At 52.9% G+C, this 19,517-nt stretch carries 18 protein-coding genes; 7 read left to right on the top strand and 11 right to left on the bottom strand.

The genetic code is table 11. The features are described 5' to 3' along the window. Nucleotides 1-13: 13 nt before the first annotated feature. The 4 genes from HACJB3_RS20915 to HACJB3_RS17780 all read left to right on the top strand — a co-directional run bounded on the left by HACJB3_RS20915 (nt 14) and on the right by HACJB3_RS17780 (nt 2,944). Nucleotides 14-1,120 (top strand): transcriptional regulator FilR1 domain-containing protein, encoded by a 1,107-nt coding sequence (locus tag HACJB3_RS20915; protein WP_238532933.1) that lies wholly within the window; start codon nt 14-16, stop codon nt 1,118-1,120. A gap of 50 nt (nt 1,121-1,170) precedes the next feature. Further along, on the top strand, nt 1,171-1,902 hold the full coding sequence (locus HACJB3_RS17790; RefSeq protein ID WP_013199679.1) for a heptaprenylglyceryl phosphate synthase: 732 nt from the start codon (nt 1,171-1,173) through the stop codon (nt 1,900-1,902). Between the two features lie 251 nt (nt 1,903-2,153). Beyond that, nucleotides 2,154-2,342, top strand: a complete 189-nt coding sequence (locus HACJB3_RS17785) for a hypothetical protein (RefSeq protein ID WP_008413719.1) — start codon at nt 2,154-2,156, stop codon at nt 2,340-2,342. A gap of 152 nt (nt 2,343-2,494) precedes the next feature. Next, the gene (locus tag HACJB3_RS17780; protein WP_008413720.1) at nt 2,495-2,944 is read left to right on the top strand and encodes a GNAT family N-acetyltransferase; all 450 of its coding nucleotides are present in this window, start codon (nt 2,495-2,497) and stop codon (nt 2,942-2,944) included. Nucleotides 2,945-3,441: 497 nt separating this feature from the next. Here HACJB3_RS17780 and HACJB3_RS17775 read toward each other — a convergent pair whose 3' ends face one another. Continuing rightward, on the bottom strand, nt 3,442-4,185 hold the full coding sequence (locus HACJB3_RS17775; RefSeq protein WP_008413721.1) for a ferritin-like domain-containing protein: 744 nt from the start codon (nt 4,183-4,185) through the stop codon (nt 3,442-3,444). Nucleotides 4,186-4,409: 224 nt separating this feature from the next. Continuing rightward, nucleotides 4,410-4,580 (bottom strand): hypothetical protein, encoded by a 171-nt coding sequence (locus HACJB3_RS20420; RefSeq protein WP_008413722.1) that lies wholly within the window; start codon nt 4,578-4,580, stop codon nt 4,410-4,412. A gap of 735 nt (nt 4,581-5,315) precedes the next feature. Here HACJB3_RS20420 and HACJB3_RS17770 point away from each other — a divergent pair. Next, the gene (locus HACJB3_RS17770) at nt 5,316-5,504 is read left to right on the top strand and encodes a hypothetical protein (protein ID WP_008413723.1); all 189 of its coding nucleotides are present in this window, start codon (nt 5,316-5,318) and stop codon (nt 5,502-5,504) included. A gap of 101 nt (nt 5,505-5,605) precedes the next feature. Here HACJB3_RS17770 and HACJB3_RS17765 read toward each other — a convergent pair whose 3' ends face one another. The 4 genes from HACJB3_RS17765 to HACJB3_RS17750 all read right to left on the bottom strand — a co-directional run bounded on the left by HACJB3_RS17765 (nt 5,606) and on the right by HACJB3_RS17750 (nt 8,399). Continuing rightward, nucleotides 5,606-5,932 (bottom strand): hypothetical protein, encoded by a 327-nt coding sequence (locus HACJB3_RS17765; protein WP_238532962.1) that lies wholly within the window; start codon nt 5,930-5,932, stop codon nt 5,606-5,608. Nucleotides 5,933-6,063: 131 nt separating this feature from the next. Next, nucleotides 6,064-6,339 (bottom strand): winged helix-turn-helix domain-containing protein, encoded by a 276-nt coding sequence (locus tag HACJB3_RS17760; protein ID WP_008413725.1) that lies wholly within the window; start codon nt 6,337-6,339, stop codon nt 6,064-6,066. A 105-nt stretch (nt 6,340-6,444) separates the two neighbouring features. After that, nucleotides 6,445-7,350, bottom strand: a complete 906-nt coding sequence (locus tag HACJB3_RS17755) for a DUF4397 domain-containing protein (protein WP_238532932.1) — start codon at nt 7,348-7,350, stop codon at nt 6,445-6,447. A gap of 239 nt (nt 7,351-7,589) precedes the next feature. Beyond that, nucleotides 7,590-8,399 (bottom strand): hypothetical protein, encoded by an 810-nt coding sequence (locus HACJB3_RS17750; protein WP_238532931.1) that lies wholly within the window; start codon nt 8,397-8,399, stop codon nt 7,590-7,592. Between the two features lie 1,029 nt (nt 8,400-9,428). Between HACJB3_RS17750 and HACJB3_RS19360 the strand changes: the two genes are divergently transcribed. After that, nucleotides 9,429-9,869, top strand: coding sequence for a universal stress protein (locus HACJB3_RS19360; RefSeq protein WP_008413730.1), 441 nt, complete (start codon nt 9,429-9,431; stop codon nt 9,867-9,869). A gap of 570 nt (nt 9,870-10,439) precedes the next feature. Here HACJB3_RS19360 and HACJB3_RS17740 read toward each other — a convergent pair. After that, complete coding sequence (locus tag HACJB3_RS17740; protein ID WP_008413732.1) at nt 10,440-10,607, bottom strand: DNA-binding protein; 168 nt, start codon at nt 10,605-10,607, stop codon at nt 10,440-10,442. 455 nt (nt 10,608-11,062) lie between these two features. Here HACJB3_RS17740 and HACJB3_RS19350 point away from each other — a divergent pair, with 455 nt between their 5' ends. Further along, nucleotides 11,063-12,757, top strand: a complete 1,695-nt coding sequence (locus HACJB3_RS19350) for a serine hydrolase domain-containing protein (protein ID WP_148258284.1) — start codon at nt 11,063-11,065, stop codon at nt 12,755-12,757. 270 nt (nt 12,758-13,027) lie between these two features. On the opposite strand, the gene HACJB3_RS17730 is transcribed toward HACJB3_RS19350, so the two are convergent. The 4 genes from HACJB3_RS17730 to HACJB3_RS19345 all read right to left on the bottom strand — a co-directional run bounded on the left by HACJB3_RS17730 (nt 13,028) and on the right by HACJB3_RS19345 (nt 19,283). Continuing rightward, nucleotides 13,028-14,632: an amidase gene (locus HACJB3_RS17730; RefSeq protein ID WP_238532930.1), complete on the bottom strand. Its 1,605-nt coding sequence runs from the start codon at nt 14,630-14,632 to the stop codon at nt 13,028-13,030. A gap of 888 nt (nt 14,633-15,520) precedes the next feature. Next, nucleotides 15,521-15,754 carry a hypothetical protein gene (locus HACJB3_RS17725; RefSeq protein WP_008413737.1) on the bottom strand — a complete coding sequence of 78 codons (234 nt, stop codon included), beginning with the start codon at nt 15,752-15,754 and terminating at the stop codon, nt 15,521-15,523. Between the two features lie 179 nt (nt 15,755-15,933). Further along, complete coding sequence (locus HACJB3_RS17720) at nt 15,934-18,312, bottom strand: xanthine dehydrogenase family protein molybdopterin-binding subunit (RefSeq protein WP_008413738.1); 2,379 nt, start codon at nt 18,310-18,312, stop codon at nt 15,934-15,936. Nucleotides 18,313-18,578: 266 nt separating this feature from the next. Continuing rightward, entirely contained in the window at nt 18,579-19,283 is a 705-nt protein-coding gene (locus HACJB3_RS19345) for a hypothetical protein (RefSeq protein ID WP_013199673.1), read from the bottom strand. Between the last annotated feature and the right edge of the window lie 234 nt (nt 19,284-19,517).

Here is a 19,517-nt window from a genome sequence, read left to right as displayed (position 1 = left end):
GGGATACACGGAAGTGGCCGATTCAGACAGAGAGCGTATAGCACGGAATCCACTTACTGATAAACGCATCATCGTTCGCGAGTTCATCAACGGGCTCAGTGATTCCAGTCGCCTTGCGGTATTACAGGCACTACAAGAGTGTGACTCATCAGCTGGAGCATCTGCAATCGCGAGGCAAGCAGATGTTGCACGACGAACCGCCTCTTCGCACCTTTCGGATTGTCTGTCGTTAGGCCTTCTCAACCAGATGTCGGATACTAATGAATACCGGTTGACGGTGAGTGGGCAGTCCATCCTCCAGTCACTGGAGAGGTTTCTTGACGAAGCCAACCAAACGCAACTGGCAGATATAACCCGTTCACAGCGCCGTATAGAATTACTACGGACGCTTTCTGTACATCCTGTGACTCCTGGAGAGGTAATATCTGATACTCCAGAATCTCCCTCTCATACAACAGTCTGGCGGGCACTGCACTCGTTTGCTGGGTACGGCTGGTGCGACGCTGATGGCCATTCTTATCAGCTAACTTCTTCAGGTAAAGATACTCTCCATGCCTACGAACATCTCGAGGTAGTAGCCGAACAAGCAATAGAGAAAGCACCCTTCCTCCAACGTCTTTCTCCGCGTTGGTCTGACTTTCCAACGTACGCTCTGCAGGAGGCCGATCTCGTAGTTTCAACTCCTGGTTCACCGGGGTTAGTCAGCGAAGCGGCTCTCAAGCTCTGTGATCCTCGAATCTCAAACTATCGATCGTTGACATCGGTCTATTCTCCAACGCTATTCAAGATGTACTACCGGCTGCTCTCGCTGGGAATGCATGGAGAAGGCATCATTGACGCTTCCGTCTATGAGAAAATCGCTCAGAACGAAGATATGCAGTACCTATTGGATACCTCGTCATACGAGCACTACGATCTGCTTCGGTTGGATGAGCGATTGACGCTCGGTATTGGACTGTATGATGAGCAAAAGATTGCTATCGGGACGTACAATGAGGTAGGTGAAGGTCGGCATACGGCGATTATTGTCAGTACCCACGAAGATCTGATCGAGTGGGGAACAGAGATCTACCAGGCATGTCGCCAGCAGGCAGTTCGGACTACTGATCCCTCCGAATAGCTTCCTCTCCAATACAAGCGCATTTCGCCCTTGAGACTGAAGTGTTCGGCATGACGATTGAGTGGCCGGCAATTACTCATATCACTAAAATCGATCCGGCTAAACCCCTCCCAACTGATCTTGGCGTGCTTGAGTACACTGATCTAATCATTGTTGGAGGGTCAGACAATGTGACGGAAGAAAACACGCTTACAACGATTCGAGAGGTGTCTGATTCAATTCCTGAAATACCGGTGTTGCAGGAGCCGTATTCGTCACAGCAAGTCTCAGTCGAGACAATTGCAGCTATCGATCAGCTATTCGTCCCTGCGATCTACAACGGTGACCACGCTCATTTTGTCGGCAAACATCTGCAGATGTTCACGCAGCTTAGCTCGGACTTTGAGGGGCTACTGGGTCAAAGTGAATCTCTGGCAAGCGTCGCTGAGACGATCTGTGCTGTCGGATACGTGATTCAGAATGTTGATTCGCACGCCGCGTCCACTGCAGGGGTTACAGCACCCCTCTCACTAAACGAGATCCGGGGAGCTGCTCTTGCCACCGAAGTGTTCTACGATTTTCCGCTCTTCTATGTCGAGTACTCGGGCCAGTTCGGAGGCACAGCTGCTGTCAACGCCGTAGCGACGGTGCTCAGTGAGACGTATTTGCTGTACGGTGGTGGAATTGATTCGGCGCAGAAAGCGAATGCCGTTCTCAGTTCGGGTGCTGATGCTATCGTTGTCGGAGATTGCTTTCACGAGGACCGTGAAGCGTACCGCCAGACAACTCGTGTCGATCAGTGAGCGGACAATTTCGATGTTCAGCCGTTGCTTCGGTTGATTGTGAGACACTCCTTATTGAGCTAGAAGCAGAGGCCGAGCTCAACGCTGTATCCCATGACGAATGTTACGACCGCGATCGAATCGCTCAGCTAAGTGGAGCACGGTTACTCGACTTGATTTGTCTATAGCTGCTGGGTTCAGACAGCCACGGCAGAACAGATATCTCTCAGAGGTCTAGAAGAACTATATGGTCCATTGAGAGAGCAGTAGCTATGACAAACCGCCTTGATCGGTCGGGTGTCGATCTCGTCCTCGGACTCGACGAGCGGAATACGCCACGGTCATGTGCGACCGATGATTGTGATCACGAAGCCGACTACTACGTGCTGACCACTGACGTCCTCTCGGAGTATGTCTGCGAAGAGCATCTCGAGGAGACGGTCGAGCGAGCACAGGCCTGACTCTCTTTCATATTCAGTACCAACAATTGGCTTTGTTGAAATCCTCCTAATCGGGGACAGTGAATAGTGAGACAATCGTGTCGTGCCGCAAAGAGGTCTATTGGGCACCTTCCCAGGGAATGATTATCTAGCCCAGGCTCGAACGATCTGTAATGACCGTCTCCGTCGAGTCCTTCCCGCGTGACAATTTGGACGAGGGAGTCCAGTTGTATCGTGCCGTGTTTAACGAACCGCCGTGGGAGGATGACTGGACCGACGAAACAGCTCGTAGACGACTCTCGCAAATCATTGAAACGCCGGGTTATCGAGGATACGGCGCCTCTGTCAGAGGGGAACTTGTTGGATTGGTAATGGGGAATCTCGAGCAATGGTACACGGGGGAGCACTTTTATTTGAAAGAGATGTGCGTCTGTCCGTCCCAGCAACGACACGGTATCGGCACGACACTCATAGCGCATCTCATCGAAACGTTGCAAAAGGAGAGTGTCGAACGAGTCTATCTACTGACGATGCAGGAGAGTCCTGCACGAGCGTTTTACGAAAACAACGGGTTCCGTCTTGACGAGCAAATGGGGATGCAGTCCCTTCAGATAGAACCATAATCGCTAGATGGGTCGCCTATCTATAGCACTGGGTACCCGACAAGTTCATCTGTGGAGGATTTCAGCAGAGTTCGGCAGCTTCCGTTCTCTAAGTCACTTAGTTCGGTGTATCTTCACTTCCACACTAGATGAGTTAAAAAATTGAGACGGGTGCTCACATCGTCTCAAGACTCATCCAATTGTAGGCCGGTAGCCATCATTCAGTTGCTGGTAAACGCCTCAGGCACCGTCTACAGTATTTATATTTGAGTCGAGTCTCATATGCTTTGTCTATTTGTCCCATGGTACATTCTCACTTACAGGATCACGAACGATAGCTGCGATTTGATTCCTGAGAATAACCGGACAGCCCGATCTCTCGAATTCAGTCAGTATCTCACTTGGAGCCGTCAGTGATCACTAACTGCGCACTATAAGATTGTACCACAGGTCGTATGATTTCGCTACAAAAAGGCAGTCTAGCGTCGATCGCACTCTTGATGACTGGCCCTAACCGCTTACTCGACAATGAACGGTCCGGCACGCTCAAGAACTTCATCGACAGTGAGTGCCTCATCGAACGCGTTCGGGAAGCCGATCTCTCCGTTGAGCACGTTCAGGAACGATGTGTGGCGTGCTTCGACCGAGTGGATGCTGAGGGCCGGCGGGATCAGGTCTGCATTCTCGATCATCGGTGCAGCACCAGCGTATGCGCCAGTCCCCGTTGCTTCGAGCAAGGCGGCTGTTTGGAGGAATTCCATGGGATCTTCTGTTGCGGTGCCGAAGTCGAACTCAGGCTCCTCGATTGGCTCCCCACCAAGATCCTCGATCGTCTCTCCGAGAACCTCAGCGTGGGTTTCTTCGTGCTCCTGGATCACACGGAGGTCGTCGAACGCACGATCTTGAACATCGCCACCAACAGCCTGCAATGGGTCCGAGCAGCGGAGTCCCTGCTCACCGATCGTATCGAGGCCTTCTCGATAGAATCGGGCTTCGAGGAATTCGAGCGTTCGCGCGAAATTCAGGATTCCAATGTCATCAAGCTCGTCTTCCTCATCCATCATTTCCATCGAATCCTCGTCGCCATTATCACCATTACCCTCACCGTGTTCGTGAGCACTTGCTGGCATCGAAATGCCAAGTGCACCCGCTCCAGCGACAGCCGAAGTAGTCATAAACCTCCGACGTGAGGTGAGCTGGTCGTTGACGGTTGTTGTGAGGCGGTCGATTCCGGTTGGCTGCTGTGAGTTGTCGTCGGACATAGTCGTGGGAACGCGACTATACCAACACCGAAGTACTGAATAAACACTTTCCGAAGTCGGACCAATTTCAGTCCAAATTTTATATAGTAATTATTATATTGTATCTGTGCGCATGCCCATAGGTTGCCCAGCGATGGGATCATTGGTTCGGGGGTGCGACCCACTGTCAAGCCCCTACCGCGAAAGGCAATCGGTCGCTGAGAGCCGCAGGTGGCCGCCTGAGCCTATTCGGGTCGCCCGTAGCGCTGGTAGTTCCCAAGGATAGTTAGATAGCTTTCGCATCGGCCGGCAGCCTCTGCGAGCGCGTCCATGTCCTCACGCTGCTCCGAGAGCGTGAGAACGGCCTCGCGGTCCATCATATTCGTGGCGCCGGTGTCGGTATCTCGGTTTGCCATGAGTTTTGTATGGTCTCGTATTGATGATAGCGTTACTTCTTTGATAATATTGGGAAGAGACTAAATCAACTCTCCCCGAGGAAGTAATCGTGAAATAGGTGGGTGCAGGAGTGAGCGCAAGCGGCCGATTCGGACTGTTTTGCCGGTGCTGAGCACGACGGCGAGAGTACCAAGAGTGCGCAACGAGCGGGTGGAGCGGTCCGGGGTGTCAGGCCGCCCACCCGATTCAGTGGAATCGTGGGAACTCGCGGGACTGCCCCGCTGAGTGTGCACACCCCTCACGGGCCGTCTGTTTTCGAGGTGTGCGATTGTGGCTTAGTGCCACGGTGACTTATCGATAGTGATTGCGGATATAATCTCTCTTCTGCTCAACCTGCAAATCTAAAATTCATTAATATCAGTGTGGATCATCTGGTATAGACAATTAATTCACTCAATGGCCGAAAGGCCGAGTAGTTGGGCGTGTGACTATCTCTCGCAGCGTAGTACACCCACTACGTTGCGGTTGGGCGGGTTTGCGTCTCTCAGCGTTCGCCACTGAGTTCTCGGCCCAACCAACCCAGGAACGAGGGCCTTTCGCATCGGCTACCCTGTCAGTAGTACTTTGTCATTAAAGTCATAGTCAACTTCAGTGCATAGTACCAAGACTTGTTTGTTGTTCTCAAATCTGAGTGTAGAGCAGCTATTCTGTTCAATCGAAACGTTGTTATCTGTTATCACCCATTATGTTCTCCCATGGTAGTAGAGTCACGAGGACTGTATCTGACGGGATCGCTATTGGTGTTCGCTATCGTCGTGTCGGTAGCTTCGATTGCCGCGTTCCTCCTCTCCGGTGGTCTCCTCCCATTAGCCGCTGCAGTCGCCTCGAAACTCGGTGTCTTCTACCTGATCTACGTGGTCCTCACAAAGTCAGACAGGATCTAAGCGGACTCTACTCAACGACTATCCACTCGTCTGAATTGGGAACACTAATCTACCTCTTCTCAAATGGGAAGTGAAGGCCGCCTAAGAGACGAATTAATTGGTCAGTCCCACGAGACCCACGTGAGAAAGACCAACGCGACCGTTTCGAGGACGTGAAGCAGCATCATCGCACGCCATGCGATCGCTGGTACAGCGGTCGCAAACCACGTTGCGAGTGTCGGATCAGCCATGTAATAGTAGAGTGCCAGTACGTTCTCCGCAAGCAGCAGCAGTGAGAAAACGAACAGCCCAAGCGTGTGTTTTGAACGGAACTGCCAATAGTTACGCGCCCACAGAGCGCCGAGCGCAAGCAATAGGAGAGCGTTCAGTGTAACCGAGACTCGAGCGACCGTTGGCCAGATACCGGGGTCGGCCTGCAGCGGCGCCAACGCCGTCGCTACGAGGGAGAGAGAGAGCGGAGGGAAGCCGATGATCGGAGCGACGGCTGCTGTCCAGGGACCCATCTACACGCCCTCTTTCTGCTGTGTTCGGATATACACTTTCCCAAATTCGTCCATACTCATTCCACCTGTTCGCTGATCGTTTCGACAGTCTCCCAATGGTGGTCGACCTGCTCGGTTGTCAGATACACCGCGCCGTAGTCGCCGCCACTCTTCCGAACCATCCCATTGTCTATCAGGACCTCGAGGTGATGGCGAATCGTCGTGTAATCGAGGTCGAGAGCCTCGGCAAACTGGTTGGCATTGCGTGGCCGTTCATTAATCGCCTGCAGGAGGCGCACCCGGTTCGGCCCCCCGCGAGTTCCGGTGAGCACGTACCAGAGAACGGCCTCCATTATTCTCTTTATTTCCACTTGCCACTGTAATGATAGCGGTTCATTCTGATCGCTCATAGAAGAACCATTCAACTACTCGGAATCTAGACAACATGTGTCATCGGCTTACCGTTCACCCGGTATCGCGTCCTCAGTAATCCCAAGTGCAAACGAGGCGTTTTCGACCGCGCTTTCGGGTGCAGTAGTTGGATCAACGTATCCGAGGGCGAACACCGTATAGACTGCCCCCGCTTCGAACCCGATCTCAAAGCGCTCAACGATTTCACCAGTCGCGCTCTCGCGTATCTCAAGAACCGTTTCGTCAGCCGCCACTTCGCCGTAATCCCCCTCTCCGAACCCGAGGTTCTCAAAGACGGTCTCTTCGCCGTTTCGAACGGTGACATCGACACGTGGAGCGTCGACTGATGCATGAATACCCCGGAGACGGGCGTGTCCCGACGACGTTGGTGTCGTATCGTCTTCGAAGGAAACGATCCGTAGTGGTTCGTCGCTTCCCGCACAGGCTTCGCCAACGGCGGCAACCGTATAGCGTCCTTCCTCGAAGGTGACCTCGGATTCGAGGACCGCCGCCTCGGGCCCCTCGCCGGCAGGGGTGAACTGGACCGTGTATGTTCCAGGCACGTACTCAAGGTATGGTGTCTGGGTCACGAATGGCTCGACATCCTCAAACCACAGCTCTCCGTCGACGTAGACGTCCACAATGGGAGCATCGGGCGAGAGGTGAACAATGCGTGCACCGTCCTCGATTTCGGAGTCTCCAGTGTCCTTCTCGCTATCGTCGTGGTTGTCGGCCCCGGCCGGTGAGGCAAGTCCGGCGGCGCCGAGTCCCACAGCCGCGGTTCCAGCTAAGAACCCACGCCGAGAAGAGCTGTGACGAGCAGCGTCAGTCTCCTCTTTAGTTGCTTCATTGCTCACGTGCAGACCAGCCGACCAGCTCCTGTTTAGTGGGTAATCGGGCATTCGGCCGGTTTGTCGGTTCGTCCTATCGTTCGCGTCGTCGTGGTCAGTCATTGTGTTCTCCGAGCTTCGGTTACGTCGAGTTGTTCATCAACTGTGCAGTGTATCGGGCTCACAGCCCCATTTCGTCGTTTTTTATTATTCTGTTGCCACGCCTCCTCCCCGTTGGTCAAAGACCGGAAGTAGAGAGGGTGATGATTGTCAGCGGAGTGATTCCCAGGGCGGGACCCCTTCGGTAGTTTCTCCGTTTGGGGCCGGCTGAAGGGATCGTGGGAAGACACCAGTCGTCTTCGTTAACAATCCTTGTCTTTTGGCATGTACACTTCTTTCTTTTCGACGTTATCGGCGTCAACTCGCGGATTGTCCTCGACAGGAATCATCACACCTGTCATGGTCGCGAACTCACCAGGCAGGCAGCCAACGCTCTCTCGGACCTGCTGTACCTCCGGATCATTCGGCGTCGGATCCGGGAATACGACACGTGGCGGTCCAGCCTCTCCTTCCGGCGCCTCGTGAATGTGGGTTGCTGTGTTCGCAGGGCTCTGGTATGGTGGCGTCACATCGACGGCGATGTCGAAGCAGATGATGTTCTCCTCGGGCTGCAGCTCTAGCTCATAGAGACCACTTCCCTCTGGATCACCGATACCAACCTCGCCAGAGTCACCGTCAACGACTTGGTCACCGTCGGCCTGCACGAGGAACTGCGTATCTCCTGGTTCGCCGTGTATTTGCCCCCGGATCGCACCGGGAACGAACTCTTCGGTGTGGACGTCCACGAAAAACCCGTCTGGGTTATCAACGATATCCTGTACGGTGAATCCAGCGCCTGCGTCGACTTCGATCTCGTTCATTTTGTTGTTGTTGTCGTCGTCATCATGGTACTTACTGCTCTCATCATCGCCACCGTCGTGGGCACTAGCCGACCCGGTCATGCCTGCGGCGCCGAGTCCAACTGCTGCGGATGCAGCGAGAAATCCGCGGCGGGATTGTCCGCTCTCGGATTCGGCGGTAGGCGCCTGTTCGGGTTCTCTCTCGGGATTCCGATTGAGTGAGAAGTCCGGCATCTGTTTTGCGTCATCGTTTGTCTCTGATTGTTCCGTCATAGTCTGGTTCTGTCCTGTCTCTGTTGTTGATTATTCACACGATTCGGCTGTTATCGTGCATGTCGTGTGTGCCACAGGTAGTGTCTGAATCCAGGGGCCCACACCGTGTGATTCCACCACCAATCAATAGAAGAGCGTTTTCCGAACCCAGTCCAAAATTCATCCAAACTCTGGAAATCTGCTGACAGTAACTATCGTGTTCTGCTCAGCCGTATAGCCCGCTTGAGAACAGCTTTTTATTTCGAAATGTATTTTGTAGATATTGGATTGACTCTCATGGCTCTGAGGACCGATGATTAGGCAGGGATATCGTCTGTAGGGAAGGGATTTCAGAAACTGGAACTTGTGCAATACATCTCTCTATAATGGAAACAATAAAGATATTCTTCCTCAATAAATACTTCACCCACTAATACGATTCCTTCCTCGCCGTTTCGGTGTATTATCAGTCTTTCTTTCAGCCGCTGGCCAATCACGGACACTGCTATCAATTAAGGCTGTTCCTAGTGTAGTGGTCTCAAACAAATGGAAGTGAAGATCGGTCCAATTTCGTCACACTCTTTTGAGGGCATACTGCTGGTCTCTGCTGCCTGGATTGGGCTCATATGGGTGCTTATTGAATACAATAGTGTCCCTAACATTGTTCTTCTATTTGGATCACTCGGCGTACTCGGTTGGGTCGGCTGGGTAGTGTTCTATCTCTTAGCCACGACTGAGCAAGATACTCCATCTTCAACGTGGAATGAGCCTGCAACCAGTACCCCTCCAAGAGTTTGTTCACAGTGTCAATCGAAAAACTCCTACCAAGCTCAATATACAACGGGTGGTGGGTGGCGAATCTCTCATTACGTATGCACGGAATGTGGTCACAGAAAATCACATCATGGATGACAAACCGTACTTATACGCTAATAATCTGCTATCCATGTTGGAATTGTAGCCAAATCAAGTAGGTATTCTGTGAATTATCTATGTCCTGTTTGTTTTATTAAAAACACTATTATAGTAGAGGCACTGTTGATGAGATATATGGCGACTCATATTCTCATCCCGCTAGACGATTCGACACCTGCGCAGCACGCACTTCAGTTCGCGTGTGATATCCATCCTACGTCCCAAATCACTGTTTTGCACGTCGATGACACCACTGCTGCTGATCCCGGCGAAGCAGTGACTGATCGTTCACTCTCCGATGGTGGTGAAATCCCCCATCAACGAGATCGAGTCGATACTACAGACGCTCTATTACGTAATGCCGAGGTCACTGCAGCGGAACAGGGCGTAGATATCTCAACAGAATCTCTCGGTGGAGATCCAGCAGCCACTATCATGGCTTGTGCTGAAGAACAGGCTATTGATCACATTATTATTGGTATTCATGGAAAGTCTGATCCAAAGCAGCTTGCTATAGGGACTGTGGCGAAGACAGTAGCACATAATTCATCGATACCAGTGACAGTCGTTCAATAATCATATTTATACGCTCAAACCGCTCCGACAGTCAGCTACTACTTCGGCTTCGAGTTTCTCGACGCAGTCGATGAGCGTTTCGAGTTGTTTGTAGATGGATTCGAGGGTGGCTTCTTTGTCGTTGCAGGCTGGTCGGTTAGCGGTACTGTTGGTACTCGTTGTGGTTTTAGTCATCGGAAATGCGGTGTGTCACGAGTGAGACGATCGGGCCCATCCCATGGCTGGCAAGCGTTTCGACAGCGTGGCTATGTTGGGCGACTACACTCAGGACAAGGGGTACTACAGCGAGGGCTCTCAGTGGGCGTGCAGCGCTGTCGCTGTGCGAAAGCCCGCCTATTGCTGGAGGGCGTTATTCCTGACGCTGGTGGAGTTGTGTACGAGCACTCGTTCATGTGGCCAAGCTCGTGGCCCGTTAAGTATCGATGATCGCCGGATCGCCGTCGTGTGACGGACAATTACGGGTGGTACTTGATTCCGATATGTTGCTTGAGCCAATCTTCAGAAGGAACTCTACGAACCGCAGCTACATTGAGAGTCCACCTCCACTCCTTCACTAGAAAACCGTCGGTCTTAGAGGTCGCGAGCCTGAACCGTCTTCCGATCGTTGTCAGCTGCTCGCTGGGCTGCATCCTCGAGTAACTCCTCGACTTCCTTGTCGAGTGCGTCGTAGAAATCCGCCGACACGTTGTGGTCAGTGAGCGTGTTCTTGACCGCCGACTGAATGATGAGATCTGCCATCAGCTGCCTTTAGAGGAGGTGCTACTGTATGCTTTCTGCTTGAGAAAGTATGAAGAGAGCATCAGTAGCACCGCTCTGGAGGACGTATGGAGTTAGTAGAGCTGTCCACTCAAGACCGGTAGTACGCGTCCACCGACTTCGATATCGATACCGTCTGCTGATTGTGATGCTCGGAGTCGAGGCAGTGAGGATCGATTCATCTCGTATCCTTGTTCGATAGTCACCTCGATCTCATCGGACTGGAAATAGTCTTCTCAGACGAGATAAGTAGCGAGAAATCCAATTTAAGCGATTGGTCGCAAAATCTTCCGGGACGTCTTCACAGTCGGCAGAGATACGGACATTCAGATTATCCATGGTTGCACCATCAGCTCCACCTACTATCTTATAATGATAAATTTATATAAACTAACATTATAAACGCTTTTACATACAGTTGACAATATTAGAGTGATATGCCAGGTAATGACAGGCATAAAGGGGTGCAACGTGGATTGAATATCAGTCGTCGAATGGCGCTCAAGCTTGGAAGTGCTACTGGATTGATGGCTCTTGCACCGTCGACAGTCGGTGGATCAACCGGCTCAGAACCGGGTACTGGCTCAGCACAGTCGTACTACGATGACTGGCCCATCGATGATGGTATGCTAATACCCGGTCCGGAGTTCGAAAGCGAATGGCAACGGCGACGATACGAATATGGTCTCCAGTGGCATGCGAAGCAATTAGCTAACGGAGTATTCGTTGTCGGTCGGGATCCCGATGAATATATCAGAAATGATTTGACAGGGTTCGAGTTCAATGCCAATTGGCACCTAAATCATCTCCATCGATGGGAAGATATTGATATCGACATAGATTACGACGCTGAACGGGTTACACTCTCAGCCGATGGTGTGACACCACGGACAGCCGTGCATCACGGAGGAGGTCTTGGTGTGAGCATTTTGCCGCGGGGGGAGGATGATGTATTCTTCGATCCAGTTGACGTTTCTACAGACCTGCCTCCAGCCGATGAGATGGAGTGGCCGATGGGAGACATAGATGCAATTGAAGAAGATCATCCGGACGTAGATTACGGAACCCTAGAGCATGCGTTTGATGCACTGTTCGATAATGAGAGCTATGAGGATCCCCAACTCACCAGAGGTGTCGTAGTCATCTATGACGGCAAAATTGTTGGAGAGCGATATGCTGAGGGATTCGATCAAGACACCAGACACATTGGTTGGTCAATGGGGAAGAGTATCGCGTCTACTGTAGTCGGAACAGCGGTTAAAGATGGCCACATTAACGTGGATGATCCAGCACCAGTAGATCTATGGCATACTGATGATCGCTCTCCAGGTCCACGAGGGCTGACGAAAGACCCCCCGACATCGGAGGACCCGTGGGGTCCCCCACATGTTGGTAACAACTATTACAACGATGAATATCCTGATCCACGAAGCGACATCCGGGTCAGAGACCTACTCGATATGACTAGCGGATTGGAATTCAACCGGTCAGCGGAGGAAGAAGATGAAACTCCCGCCTGGGGCCCTGCTGATGATCATATCTATGTCTATTACGGAGCGGTCGATGCTGCCGAATGGTCAAGAGATAACCACTTAAGACATGCACCAGGGACGGTATTTCAGTACCGGAACTCTAACCCAATCCTATCTGCGAACGATGTGGTTCGTGGAGCCATCGGTCTAGAGCAGGGGTCGAAAGAACATCTCTGCTACCCTCGAAACAAACTGTTCGACAAGATTGGTGCACGGAGCCTGGTGGTTGATCCGGATCCGTACGGAAACTTCCTGATGCAGGGACATGATTGGGCAACTACGCGAGACTTCGCTAGATTTGGGCTCCTTCATCTTCAGGATGGTCAGTTCGCCGGCGAACAGGTGCTGCCACCATGGTGGACCGACGAAGTCATACAACCATCAGCTGCCGAGGATGGCTATGGGGGCCTTTGGTGGTTGAATACGAATCAAGAGAGCCAGGAGGATGTGCCTGCAGATGCTTACTGGGCATCGGGTGTATCGGATCAGAGAATCCACGTCATCCCGTCGGAGGATCTGGTCATCGCACGAAATGGTCATACTGACGTAGCCGACTGGAATTACGTCAATTCGACAATCATTGACGCTGTCAATAGCTAATATCGCATCAGCCTGCGCTGATATCTCTGTGTTTTGTTGAATCCTTCTTTACTTCTTATAGTTCTTGTTTTTGGTTAGTTTTGAGCGGATCCGGGCCTTACCGAAAGAAATCATCGATCGTGAGCTTACTACGAATCAAGAACGCGGGTGGTTCATCGCTCGCGAAAGCGATCAAGAAAGAAATTCCCGCCATTGCCATATGACTCAGACCGCCCTCCGGGCCGGTCGAAAACAATAGTGTCCCCCGGCATGAGCCCTGCCAAGCACTGTCTAAAGTGGCCCGAACTTGTTGGGAGGACAGCGATGTTGGACCGCCTGTTCATACGCGTACGCTAGTTCAATCAACCTTGGTTCCGCGAACTCGCGTCCCAGCAACTCTACCCCTACTGGAAGTCCATCGCCAGTGAATCCAGCGGGGACAACAATTGCAGGAAGGCCAGAATGCGCACTCAGCTCACAGTTCATCTCGCTAAATGGTTGGTTTTCCTCAATTGAAACTGGCGGTACCGTCGATGGAGGATAGAGAAGCGCATCGAGATCCTGCTCAACCATTGTCTGAAGTACAATATCTCTGATTTCGGTCCGCCTCACTAGACGCTCAAGGTAGTCGGGGTTCTCTCCTAGTGATTCGACATCTACATCGGGAATCCCTGCTTCTTCTATCCGCGCGGCTACCTCCGGGTGTATCTGTCCCGATTCAAGTATCTCTTCCATTGAATCGACGGGAGCGTCGTTTCCGAGGCTCTCTAAATACGCGTTGAGATCGCGTTTGAATTCGAGGTCAGTGACTCGAGCCCCACTTAAGAACTCCTGATCGATCACATCGACCGAGTCCACGATAGTTGCACCCTCGGCTTCTATATCGCCGATTGCCTTCTCTAGCACCGATACTACAGCCTCGTTTTCTTCCTCAAGCTCGAGTTCGCCATCCTGTAAATCGAAGTAGTCTCTGATGACACCAATTCGTGCCCCTTGGAGACCGTCATCGTTTAGGCAGTCCGTGTATCCCTCATCTGGGATTGCAGTAGCTCCTCTTGCCGTCACTGGATCTTCAGGATCATAGCCGGCGAGCACCTCTAACATCGCTGCCGCGTCAGCAACCGTCCGCGTCATCGGTCCGACTGTATCCTGGGTCTCACTTAATGGGATAATTCCTGACCGACTCAGTAGTCCGATCGTGGGCCGAATCCCGACCAAATTGTTGAATGCTGGAGGAGATCGATTCGACGAACAGGTGTCCGACCCTGTTCCGAGTAATCCGAGATTTGCGGCGATAGCAGCTGCAGTACCGCCACTTGATCCCGACGGCCGTCGGTTGAGGTCGTATGCATTACTCGTCTCTCCACCGAGCGAACTGACTGTATCGACGCCGTAGGCGAATTCTTGGAGGTTCGCTTTGGCGAGGATGATTGCGCCTGCTTCGCGCAGTTGTTGAACCACAAACGCGTCTTCTGGAGGAAGGGAGTCGGCCAAGGCAACTGACCCCGCCGTCGTCGGCATGTCACGTGTATCGTGGTTATCTTTGAGAACGACAGGAACGCCATGCAGAGGGCCAACTGTCCCAGAATCTTCGTATTCTCTATCTAAGTGTTGCGCGCGGTTGACGGCGTTGGTATTTATCGTAATTAACGAATTGAGTTCATCATCATACGCTTTGATTCGCGCTAGATACCGTTTAGTAATCCCCTCGGCGTTAATTGATCCAGATTCGACCGCTGAGTGAAACTCGGCAACGGTCGTTTCAATAACTTCGAAATGATTGGTATCATCTGTAGCGGTTCGCGCTCCTGCAGTACCTGCAGTGAACGTGCCGAAACCTACAGCACCAAGACCTTTTAGAACAGTTCGTCTTTCCGATGTCGGTTCGTCATTCATCTGATTACCTCAATTTTATCCGTAATCCGATTAATTGATCTCACAACAGAATTTGGTATGTTGTCTCTTCACAAAGATCTTATGTAGGATTTAGATATGTATGATTGACCTGAATACCGCCGCGCAAGATCCTATATTAGTTGCCAAAAGACGTTTCTTGGTGTTCACCCAATAAGTAGATATCAGAAGTATGGAAAGTAACACTGAAACGAATCGGAGTCGGTGAATTATTCCGACCTACTCTGGTACTTTGCACCTTCATTGCGGTCGAAATGTCCTGTTTTTGCGTCGGAACTCCCATCCGATGTGGACTAGCTAACTAAGCTTCCTTCGTACATCCGCTTCTAATACAGTTTGAGTGCAATCGTCACTCATCTCTCGACTAAGTCCGTATCCGTCGACCGACAGGAGGGACATGGTTGTGTCCGCTGATCTACTCCTGTTACACCACAGTAACGACACTGATTCGTCTCCGCGCGTGTAAACCTCCCTGCGCATAATGGACAGAGCTTCTGCTGCGCTTTGAAAAATCGCGCGCAGGCTTGGCAGTGGTATGTACCATGCCTCGGCCGTCGCTGGGGATGGTGAGTTACGAGCCCCTTCATTGTGCTAACTATACCCATGATAACGGATAGCTTCCGAGGCCTGATAAACACTCTGTACAGCTGTCAGAATGTCAAAAACCAATTCTCTCTCCACGAAAGATATCCAAATAAACGAAGAGTAACTGAATAGAAGCTGAGAAATTGAGGATTGGGATGATATTATCTCACAAGGGAAGACCCAACTGATCACACCGTGGTGTGAGATCCTTCCAAAGGGAGAACCGACGAATCGTTTCTACTACCGACACTACTACATCGGAAAGAGGCTGCTTGGGATACAAGCTTACCTAACACCGCGTCGGACGAACTCGTTCTTATAGTCGGTAACCGCGCCGGCGGGTTCGCCGTAAAGGATCGAATCGACCATCGGCTTCGACTCCACGAGAACGACGCGAAGCAAGCGGGTGTAGAAGACGAAAAGCGAGTCCTCGTCACGAACGGTGCGGCGGAGGTGATTACGGGCCTTCTCAATTGATGGAACCGCTCGTGAGTGGACGGCGTACCTCCACGCGGACATTGCAGACCCCCTCGTTCGGGACGGCGAAACCGCAATTGAAGTACAGTCCGGACTACTCCTGATCGAAGGGACGGGGAACCACGGTTGGGCGATGATCTCGACGCGTGTTCCGATCACCCTGAGGCTACGACTGACGCACTCACCGAGCGGGTAGGTCAGTAGGGAAACAGTGGTGGATCCTACTCGCACTCTCTCTGGATCGCCGTCCAGATCGTTTCGGGTGTGAGCGGCATATCGATCGTATCGACGTCGAACGGCTCAATCGCGTCGATAACGGCATTAACGATTGCCGGTGGTGCCGCGATGGCACCGGCCTCCCCGACCCCTTTCACTCCAAGTGGATTGTACGGACTGGGTGTTACTGTTGAGTACCACTCGATATCTGGAAGGTGTTCGGCCTTGGGTATCGCGTAGTCTTGCATTGAGCCAGTCAGAAGATTGCCGTTGTCGTCGTAGATGGCTTCCTCGTAGAGTGCCTGCCCGATCCCCTGAGCCACCCCACCATGGATTTGTCCTTCGATAATCTTCGGATTGATCTGCGTGCCGACGTCGTCGACTGCCACGTATCGTTCGAGATCGATCTCCCCCGAGTCCGGATCGACTTCCACGACTGCGACGTGGGTCCCGAACGGAAACGTGTAGTTCGGTGGGTCGAAATCGGTCGTTGCGGCGAGTCCAGGGTCCATTCCGTCCGGGAGAGTGCCGGACTCGTCATGAGCGATCTCCGCGACTTCTTGGATGGTCAGTGTCCGAGTTGGAATGCCACTAATGAAGAACTCGCCATCCGCAAACTCGATGTCTGCTTTTGATGCCTCCAGTTGATTCGCTACGATCTCACGTCCCTTCTCGACGATTTCCTCGGCGCTCTGCTTGAGAGCACTACCACCGACGGGCATAGCCCTGCTACCAGCGGTTCCGTTCCCCTCTGCGATTTCTGCGGTGTCTCCTTCGATAATCTCGACGTCATTGAAGAGAACTCCCAATTCGTCGGCAACGATCTGTGTGTATCCGGTTCGATGACCGGTCCCGATTTCAGCGGTCCCCGTTTTGACGACGACACGTCCCGACGGCTCGACGTGAACGGCACCCGACTCGTGCAATCCGGGCGCGGCGCCACACGCCTCGACGTAACACGATAGACCAATGCCCCGGTATCGACCCTCCTCACGGTCTCGTTGCTGGCGCTCGCGAAACGTCTCGTAGTCGACCGTTCCAAGTGCCGTGGTCAGCGTTTCGTCGTACTCCCCCGAATCGTACGTCCGTCCGAGTCCTGTCTCGAAGGGAAAGGCCTCCGGAGGGATGAAATTCTTTCGACGGAGGTCGGCAGGGTCCACGTCGATTTTTCGGGCAACCGTCTCCACAAGCCGTTCGATGAAGTACGTTGCCTCTGGACGGCCGGCTCCCCGATACGCCGAAAGCGGAGCGGTATTTGTAAATGCTCCTCTCGTTTGGACGTATGCCGCAGGGATGTCGTACTGACCGTTCGCCATCACTCCTAGATTCGTCGGAACACCTGACCCGTTCGGAACGAGAAATCCACCCACTGGAACTGTCGTATCCGCCTGAAATCCACGGATCGTTCCGTCGTCGTCGACGGCAGCCTGTGCGTGAACGATGTGGTGACGTGAGTGAATCATCGACTGAAAGTCCTCGGTACGGGGCGCGACCCACTTCACCGGGCGTTCGAGTCGCCTCGCACACCAACCCGCGAGGAGGTGGCCGGTATAGGGAAACAGCTTCGCGCCAAACCCACCGCCAACGTCGGGTGGCCGAACCCTGATTTGCTTCTCGGGGGTACCGAGTGTTGCCGATAGGTCCGCTCGAACTTGGTGTGGGTTCTGTGTCGACAGCTCGACAGCGAGTTCGTCATCCGAAGAATGATATTGTGCGACGGCGGTTCGGGGCTCCATCGCCGTTGGAATCACGCGGTTGATCTCGAAATCCACGGTTACGACGTTGTCGGCTGTAGCGAGTGTGGCTTCCGCGGCGTCCTCATCACCTGTCTCCCACTCGAAGGCGAGGTTTTCACCGTTCGTCTCGTGTATCTGGGGGACATCTTCGGATAGCGCATCCCGGGGATCGATGATAGCGTCCAACCGCTCGTAGTCGACGGCGATACTCTCGAGTGCATCGCGGACCGTATATCGATCTTCTGCGACGACGGCGGCGACGGGCTGTCCCTGATAGGTGACTTTAGTGTCGGCTAATAGTGGGTGCTCTGGTGCGACCGCCCCGGTGTCAGTATCCGACTCAGCCGATCCTTCTGTAGGGTTATCAACTCGCATATAGCCTGGTGCGTCAGATTTCTGTATGTCCTTCCAGGTATACACACCGAGCACGCCATCCATCATCGCTGCGTCGGTTGTAGTAATGCTTTCAATGCGAGCATGACCGTACCGACTTCCCAGAAGTCCGAGGTGAACCTCTCCATCATACTGGATATCGTCGGTGTACTCTGACTCCCCCGTCAGGAGGTGGGGGTCCTCCCGACGTTGGATCGCCGAGCCGATGAGTTCGCTTGGCGGTATATTTCTCGCGTCAATTGTCTCGAATGTCATCTGCCATCATATCTGTTGATCTATTCTGGCAAAAAGGTACCTCGGTAGTTGCTACGAACTCTTTACTCATTACTCATTGGAGGATAGATGGTGTCTGACTAATCACACCGTGGTATGATATGCTCACGAAAGTAGAACCGACGAAACCGTTTTTACCACCTTCTCTACTACTATACTGGGAAGAGGCTGCTCGGAGTTGTAACTAGGACGAGACGGCTTCCCCGGAGTAGTTGTCGTCAGCTATGCGTCTTGTTGTTATCTCGTTGTTAGGATATCACGTCTTCTGCGGGGGGTTGCTCAATATCCCGGTCACAACGATCGTGATAGCGGTCGGCCGCCTCCTTCTCGATGACGACGAGTTTCTTCCCGCGACGCTTGGTTTGCTCAACGTCGTCTTTCCCCAGCTTCTCGAGGAAGTTCATGACACGGGCCACAGTTTGGGTGTGAGGCTTCGACCCTTCGGCGGCAGTGATGACCTTCGCGATCGTCTGACTATCGAGCACGAGCCCAGCAGGTGCCTTCTCGGCGTAATTCTGTACGTCCTGTGCGATAAAGCGAGCGCGTTGCTGGTTGGTCGTGAGTTCGCGATCAGTGACGTGCTCGGGAAGCGTACAGATGCGTTCTAACGGTGTCTCCGTAGTCGTGGTCTGGGAGCCAGTCTCCTCGGCGGCAACGGTGGTGGTCTCCGTGGGCGTCTCCTGAAGCGTGGTTTCGAGCTCGTCGGTCTGGTCTTCGACGTCGGTGATCCGCCCGCGAACGTCCGCGAACTCCGAACCGGCAAAGCGCTTGTACTCGGTGAGCTGTGCTTCAAGCTCGTCGATTCGATCGTCCTTGCACTCGATTTCGGCTTCAAGCTCCTCGACACGGTCGGTGAGTGTTTCGAGCTGTTCCCAGACCGACTTAAGCGTTGGCTCGTCGGTCGTCGTAGGCTGGTCAGTGGCGGTGCTCTTGGTCGTTGTAGTGTCGCTCATTGGAAACAGGATGATGGTGAGACGATCGGGCCCGTCCCGTGGCTGGCGAGCGATCCGAACGCGTGGCTCAGTGGCGTATCTACACTCGAGATAGGGGGTGGTACAGGCGGGGCTCTCGATAGGCGAACGGCTAGCGCTGGTGGAGCTGTGTCCGAGTACGCTCTCGTACCTCTAATCATGACGTTCTTACATAGATAGAGGTGAAAATCACATTTTGCAAACTACTTTCATACG

This window comes from Halalkalicoccus jeotgali B3, from assembly GCF_000196895.1.
Taxonomy (GTDB): Archaea; Halobacteriota; Halobacteria; order Halobacteriales; family Halalkalicoccaceae; genus Halalkalicoccus; species Halalkalicoccus jeotgali.
This window is presented reverse-complemented; position numbering and strand designations above follow the sequence as displayed.

Coding starts and splice junctions, on each gene's coding strand:
- HACJB3_RS17790 (WP_013199679.1), top strand. CDS start 1,171: ATGACGATTGAGTGGCCGGCAATTACTCATATCACTAAAATCGATCCG.
- HACJB3_RS17785 (WP_008413719.1), top strand. CDS start 2,154: ATGACAAACCGCCTTGATCGGTCGGGTGTCGATCTCGTCCTCGGACTC.
- HACJB3_RS17780 (WP_008413720.1), top strand. CDS start 2,495: ATGACCGTCTCCGTCGAGTCCTTCCCGCGTGACAATTTGGACGAGGGA.
- HACJB3_RS17775 (WP_008413721.1), bottom strand. CDS start 4,185: ATGTCCGACGACAACTCACAGCAGCCAACCGGAATCGACCGCCTCACA.
- HACJB3_RS20420 (WP_008413722.1), bottom strand. CDS start 4,580: ATGGCAAACCGAGATACCGACACCGGCGCCACGAATATGATGGACCGC.
- HACJB3_RS17770 (WP_008413723.1), top strand. CDS start 5,316: ATGGTAGTAGAGTCACGAGGACTGTATCTGACGGGATCGCTATTGGTG.
- HACJB3_RS17760 (WP_008413725.1), bottom strand. CDS start 6,339: ATGGAGGCCGTTCTCTGGTACGTGCTCACCGGAACTCGCGGGGGGCCG.
- HACJB3_RS17755 (WP_238532932.1), bottom strand. CDS start 7,350: ATGACTGACCACGACGACGCGAACGATAGGACGAACCGACAAACCGGC.
- HACJB3_RS17750 (WP_238532931.1), bottom strand. CDS start 8,399: ATGACGGAACAATCAGAGACAAACGATGACGCAAAACAGATGCCGGAC.
- HACJB3_RS19360 (WP_008413730.1), top strand. CDS start 9,429: ATGGCGACTCATATTCTCATCCCGCTAGACGATTCGACACCTGCGCAG.
- HACJB3_RS17740 (WP_008413732.1), bottom strand. CDS start 10,607: ATGGCAGATCTCATCATTCAGTCGGCGGTCAAGAACACGCTCACTGAC.
- HACJB3_RS19350 (WP_148258284.1), top strand. CDS start 11,063: ATGCCAGGTAATGACAGGCATAAAGGGGTGCAACGTGGATTGAATATC.
- HACJB3_RS17730 (WP_238532930.1), bottom strand. CDS start 14,632: ATGAATGACGAACCGACATCGGAAAGACGAACTGTTCTAAAAGGTCTT.
- HACJB3_RS17725 (WP_008413737.1), bottom strand. CDS start 15,754: ATGTCCGCGTGGAGGTACGCCGTCCACTCACGAGCGGTTCCATCAATT.
- HACJB3_RS17720 (WP_008413738.1), bottom strand. CDS start 18,312: ATGACATTCGAGACAATTGACGCGAGAAATATACCGCCAAGCGAACTC.
- HACJB3_RS19345 (WP_013199673.1), bottom strand. CDS start 19,283: ATGAGCGACACTACAACGACCAAGAGCACCGCCACTGACCAGCCTACG.